The sequence below is a fragment of the Phenylobacterium sp. genome (assembly GCF_044371015.1).
In the GTDB taxonomy this organism is placed as follows: domain Bacteria; phylum Pseudomonadota; class Alphaproteobacteria; order Caulobacterales; family Caulobacteraceae; genus Phenylobacterium.
The window spans coordinates 1-4077 of record NZ_JBILUK010000268.1; the positions used below are offsets into that span (position 1 = coordinate 1).

At 69.9% G+C, this 4077-nt stretch carries 5 protein-coding genes and 1 pseudogene; 2 read left to right on the forward strand and 4 right to left on the reverse strand.

The features are described 5' to 3' along the window. On the forward strand, positions 1–443 hold a 443-nt coding region (locus tag ACIQ3R_RS16020), incomplete at its 5' end, for an asparagine synthase-related protein (protein ID WP_397419855.1). Between the two features lie 22 nt (positions 444–465). Continuing rightward, positions 466–1689: a PQQ-dependent sugar dehydrogenase gene (locus ACIQ3R_RS16025; protein WP_397419856.1), complete on the forward strand. Its 1224-nt coding sequence runs from the start codon at positions 466–468 to the stop codon at positions 1687–1689. Here ACIQ3R_RS16025 and ACIQ3R_RS16030 read toward each other — a convergent pair. The 4 genes and pseudogenes from ACIQ3R_RS16030 to ACIQ3R_RS16045 all read right to left on the reverse strand — a co-directional run. Beyond that, a complete protein-coding gene (locus ACIQ3R_RS16030) occupies positions 1686–2075 on the reverse strand; it encodes a hypothetical protein (RefSeq protein ID WP_397419857.1) in 390 nt (129 codons plus the stop codon). The genes ACIQ3R_RS16025 and ACIQ3R_RS16030 overlap by 4 nt on opposite strands. Beyond that, positions 2072–3076: an NAD(P)H-dependent flavin oxidoreductase gene (locus tag ACIQ3R_RS16035; RefSeq protein WP_397419858.1), complete on the reverse strand. Its 1005-nt coding sequence runs from the start codon at positions 3074–3076 to the stop codon at positions 2072–2074. Before ACIQ3R_RS16035 ends, ACIQ3R_RS16030 begins: the two co-directional genes overlap by 4 nt. Before the next feature lie 20 nt (positions 3077–3096). After that, positions 3097–3792 carry a type 1 glutamine amidotransferase gene (locus ACIQ3R_RS16040; protein ID WP_397419859.1) on the reverse strand — a complete coding sequence of 232 codons (696 nt, stop codon included), beginning with the start codon at positions 3790–3792 and terminating at the stop codon, positions 3097–3099. Continuing rightward, positions 3789–4077 (reverse strand): annotated as a pseudogene (locus ACIQ3R_RS16045) (CCA tRNA nucleotidyltransferase); the annotation flags it as partial. The pseudogene ACIQ3R_RS16045 and the gene ACIQ3R_RS16040, both read right to left, overlap by 4 nt.

The window sequence follows — 4077 nt, forward strand, 5'->3', positions numbered from 1 at the left end:
TGGCGACGTGGCTCCCCAACGACCTGTTGCTCAAACTCGACCGCTGTCTGATGGCGCACGGGCTGGAAGGCCGCACGCCGTTCCTTGACCCGCAGGTCGCGGCCTTCGCCTGGGGCCTGCCGGACCGCGCCAAGGTGCGTGGCGGCAGCGGCAAGTGGCTGCTGCGCGCGTGGCTGGCGCGCGCGTGCCCGGCGGCGCGGCCCTGGGCCAGGAAACAAGGCTTCACCGTGCCGGTTGACGCCTGGATCGCGCCTCGCGCCGGCGACATCGCCGAGCGGATCGGCCAGGTCGAGGCCGTGCGGCGGATCGCCCCCGACGCGGGCGCGCAAATGCGGACGCCGGGGGCGCATCGCTGGAGGTTGCTGTTCTTCGCGCTCTGGGCCTTGATCCATCTGGAGGGCGCGCCACCTGAGGACGCTATGGCCGCGCTGACGGGACCTTGAGGGAAGACATATGAAGACGTTGATGTCCGCCGCCGCCGCGGCCGTGCTGATGGCCGCCTGCGCCGCCCAACCGGGCGTCGCGCAAGCGCCGGCGAGCGGCCCGGCGCCGCTGGAGACCCGGGCCGCCCAGGGCAAGGGCCAGGTCCCGGCCTTCCCCGGCCAGACCCGCGCGCCGGAACTGAAGGCGGGCGTGGCCTATGAGGTGAGCGACTATGTGACGGGGATCGAGAAGCCCTGGGGCCTGGCCTTCATGCCGGATGGCGGTCTCTTGATCACCGAGAAGCCCGGCCGCCTGCGGCACTTCAAGGACGGGTCGCTTTCGGAACCCATTCAGGGGGTTCCGGCGGTGGATGCTCGGGGTCAGGGGGGCCTGCTGGGCCTCGCCATCGATCCGAACTTCTCCAAGAACGGCCTCGTTTATCTGGCCTTCTCCGAGCCGGGACCGGATCGGACCAACAACGCCGCGATCCTTCGCGGCAAGCTGATCCTGAATGCCGGCGCGCCGCGTCTGGACAATCCGACGGTGATCTGGCGGCAGAGCCCGCCTCTGGCCTCGGCGCTGCACTATGGCGGACGGCTGGTCTTCGCGCGCGACGGCGCCCTGTTCTATGGCTCGGGCGAGCGCTCGATCCTGCCTGGCCGCATGCAGGCGCAGAAGCTGGACGCCACGCTGGGCAAGGTGATCCGGATCAATTCCGACGGCACGATCCCCAAGGACAACCCCTTCGTGGGGCAGGCCGGTGCGAAGGCCGAGATCTGGTCGATCGGCCACCGCAACATCCTGTCGGCCGCGCTCCACCCGAAAACCGGCGAGCTCTGGACCATCGAGCATGGCGCGCGCGGCGGCGATGAGCTCAACATTCCGCGCAAGGGCAAGGACTACGGTTGGCCCACCATCACCTACGGCGTGGAGTACATGGGCAACCCCATCGGTGAAGGCATCACCCAGAAGGCGGGCATGGAGCAGCCGATCTACTACTGGGACCCGGTGATCGCGCCGGCCGGCATGGCCTTCTATTCCGGCAAGGCGGCGGCCGCCTGGAAGGACAGCCTGTTCATCGGCGGGCTCGGCTCCAAGCGTCTGGTCCGGCTCTCCCTGAAGGGCGAGAAGGTGGTCGGCGAGGAGCACCTGCTCGTCGAGACCGGCGAGCGCCTGCGCGACGTGATCGAGGGCCCGGATGGCGCGCTCTACGTCGCCACCGACAACGACAAGGGCCGCGTGCTGCGGGTGGCGCCGAAGCGTTAGGCCGCCTTCAGCGCCACCCAGACGGACGTCGCCAGCAGACCGAGAGCCACGGGCCCCCAAATCGCGCGCTCAATGCGGCTGGGGGTGATCAGGTTCAGAACCGCAGCGATGGCGCTGACGCCGACCGCGGCCCAGACCCCGGGATCGGCGGTCTCGCGCCAGGCGGGCAAGGCGACGCCAGCACGGGCCAGGACGAGGCCGCTCAGGCCCGCCAGGATCACCGGCTGGACCACGCTCGCCACGCGCATCGCGGGGGGAAGGCGGCCCAGATAACGCCCGCCCATGGCCGCGCGACCCCAGGGCGCGCCTGCGGCCAGCGCCAGCTGAAACGCGGCGACGAATGCCGTCAGACCGGCATGGATCCAGGCCGCCTCGGCGACACTCACGCCGGCGCCGCGGCCTTCCCGAACCGCGCGCCCATCTCGGTCATCACCGCCTCGAACTCGGCCACCGTCTCGTTGATCACCTGGGCCACCGGCTTGACGCTGTCGATGCGGCCGGCGACCTGGCCGGTGAGGGCGATCGCGGCTTCCATGTCGCCGCCGAAGTAGAGTTCGAGCGCACGGCCCATCTCGGCCATGATGTTGGGCGGCGGCTCCAGCTCGAATCGGGAGGTCTTTTCCGTGCGCAGCGCCCGCAGCGCCGGGCCGGGACCCTGGCGGTTCAGGAATACGGTGTCGGTTTCCTTGGCGGCGACGATGCTGTCCTTCCAGTTCTGGTGAACCGGGCTTTCGGCGGCGGAGACCATGCGCGTGCCCATCTGAACGCCCTCCGCGCCGAGCGCAAAGGCGGCCGCCATGGAGCGGCCGTCGGTGACGCCGCCGGCGGCGATGATCGGCAGATCCGTCTTGGAGGCCACCAGCGGCAGCAGCACCATCGTGGCCACATCCCGGCTGTTCTTGAAGCCGCCGCCCTCCCCGCCCTCGACCACCAGCCCGTCGACGCCGGCCGCGATGGCCTTTTCCGCCGCCGCCAGAGATGGCACCACATGGAACACCGTCAGGCCCTTGGACTTCAGCGCATCGCAGTAACGGTTAGGGTCGCCCGCCGAGGTGGTGACAAAGCGCACGCCCTGGTCGGCGACGAAGCTGACGATGTCCGGATCGCGCACAAAGGCCTGGGCCACATTGATCCCCCACGGCTTGTCGGTGAGGGTCTTCATCTTCTTGACCTCTTCACGCACCTCGTCGAGGCGGCCGGACGAGGTCTCGATGACACCCAGACCGCCGGCGTTCGACACCGCGCTGGCCAGCTGCGAGCGGGCGATCCAGCCCATCGGAGCCTGGACGATCGGGTACTTCACGCCGAGCAGATCGGTGATGCGGGTCTTCATGGGGCGGAACTCCTTCTGGAGGCGACTAGGGCGCGGCGCCGCAGCGGAACTCAACGCGGCTAAGGCCAGATACCCTAACCCGCCAGAAACCGGCCGATCCAGCCGGCGACCCGGGCCCGGTCGTCGGCCGAGGCGTAGCTGTCCACGGCGCGGTCGGCCTCGGAAGGGTCATAGACCTTGCCCCGTCGGGATTCGATGAGGGCGCGGGCGTAGGCCGGCTCGAACTCGGGGTGGGGCTGGAAGCTGATCGAGGGGTGATCGCGCCAGACGAGACCGGCGATGGGGGTGAATTCCGACCCGACGGTGATCTCCGCGCCCGGCGGGACCTCCACCACCTGGTCCTGGTGGGAGGCCGGCAGACGCAACGCGTCAGACCCATCCATCCACGGCTCGCGGGCCAGGATGCGATAGTCGTGGGCGCCGATCCCCCAGCCCTTGGGCGACTTGATCACCCTGCCGCCGAACGCCTGCGCCATAGCCTGATGGCCGAAACAGATCCCGACCAGCTTCGCCTGGCCGCGCGCACCGCGCAGGAAGTCCAGGAGGCCGGCGATCCAGGGCTCGTCGTCATAGACCCCGGCCGCCGAGCCGGTGATGATGTAGGCGTCGCAGTCCTCGGGCGCCCCGGGCAGATGACCCTCATCCACCGCATAGACGCGCCAGTCGTGGGCCTCGGCGCCCAGCAGGCGCATGAACATCGCCGGATAGGTTCCGTGCGTGGCGATGGCCGGACGCGGCGGGCGCCCGGTCTTGAGGACGCCGATCCTCAATAGACCATGCCCTGGGCGACGGCCTTCAGCTTCTCGATGGCTGAGAACTTGTCGTCGAGGAAATCGTGGTCGATCCACCAGGCTTCCACCTCGGCCATCACCTTGCCCACGAGCGGGCCCTCCGGCACGCCGGCCTTGACCACGTCGGCGCCGGTGAGCGGAAACGGCGGCGGGGTCCAGCCCTGGGAGAGCGCGACCAGGCCACGCCATTGCATGGTGGTGGCCGTGCGCGGCGAGGCGGCCCAGGCCAGCTTGGCGCGGTCGCGGAAGACCGGCTGGCCGATA